The sequence below is a fragment of the Pseudomonas sp. CM27 genome (assembly GCF_013179515.1).
Classification (GTDB): Bacteria; Pseudomonadota; Gammaproteobacteria; order Pseudomonadales; family Pseudomonadaceae; genus Aquipseudomonas.
Map to the genome: position 1 here is coordinate 1 of NZ_JABMCN010000490.1, position 688 is coordinate 688.

Here is a 688-nt window from a genome sequence, read left to right on the forward strand (position 1 = left end):
GGCAGGGTTGGATCTGCGCTGACCAGAGTCACGGTGTAGGTGATCTTGCCGCCTTCGGTGACGGTGGTGTTATCCACAGTCAGCTCGGCAGTGACCGGGCTCTGGGTATCGGTGACGGCCACGGTCGCGGCTTTGCCGATCTCCAGGTTTTCCAGTTGTTCGCCGACCACTTCAGCCTTGGTGATGCTGACGGTGATCTTGCCTTCGTCCTTGAACACGTCCTCGCCCTGCGCCGAAGCGGCGTAGGACTTGGTGGTCTCGCCTGCCGCGAAGGTCAGGGTGGCACCGGTGCTCAGGGTCACGGTGAACGGCTTGTCCAACGCCTTGTTCAGGCTGATGGTAAAGGTCGGTTCGGTCGCTTCGTTGACCGAAACCTGATCGGCGGTGATGCTGACTTTGACCAGGTCGCCTTCGCCAGATGGCTCATCGGTGACTTGGGTGCTTACTTTGGTAGCGCCCAGCTCCAGTTGTTCGAACTGGTCGGCGCCCTTGCCCGAGACGTCGGTCAGACCTTGGGTGATGGTCACCGGATCATTGACGTAGACGTTGTCTGGCGCGCTTACAGTAACCGAACCAGTAGCTTCGCCGGCTTTGATGGTTACAGTGGTGCCATCGGTCAGGGTGAAAGTCAGGCCCTTGTGATTGGTAACCGGCAGGGTTGGATCTGCGCTGACCAGGGTCACGGTGT

At 59.9% G+C, this 688-nt stretch carries 1 protein-coding gene; it reads right to left on the bottom strand.

Annotation, left to right across the window (positions count from 1 at the left end; all coding sequences use genetic code 11):
• The coding region (locus tag HP547_RS29145) for an immunoglobulin-like domain-containing protein (RefSeq protein WP_372243031.1) at positions 1-688 on the bottom strand (688 nt) is incomplete at both ends.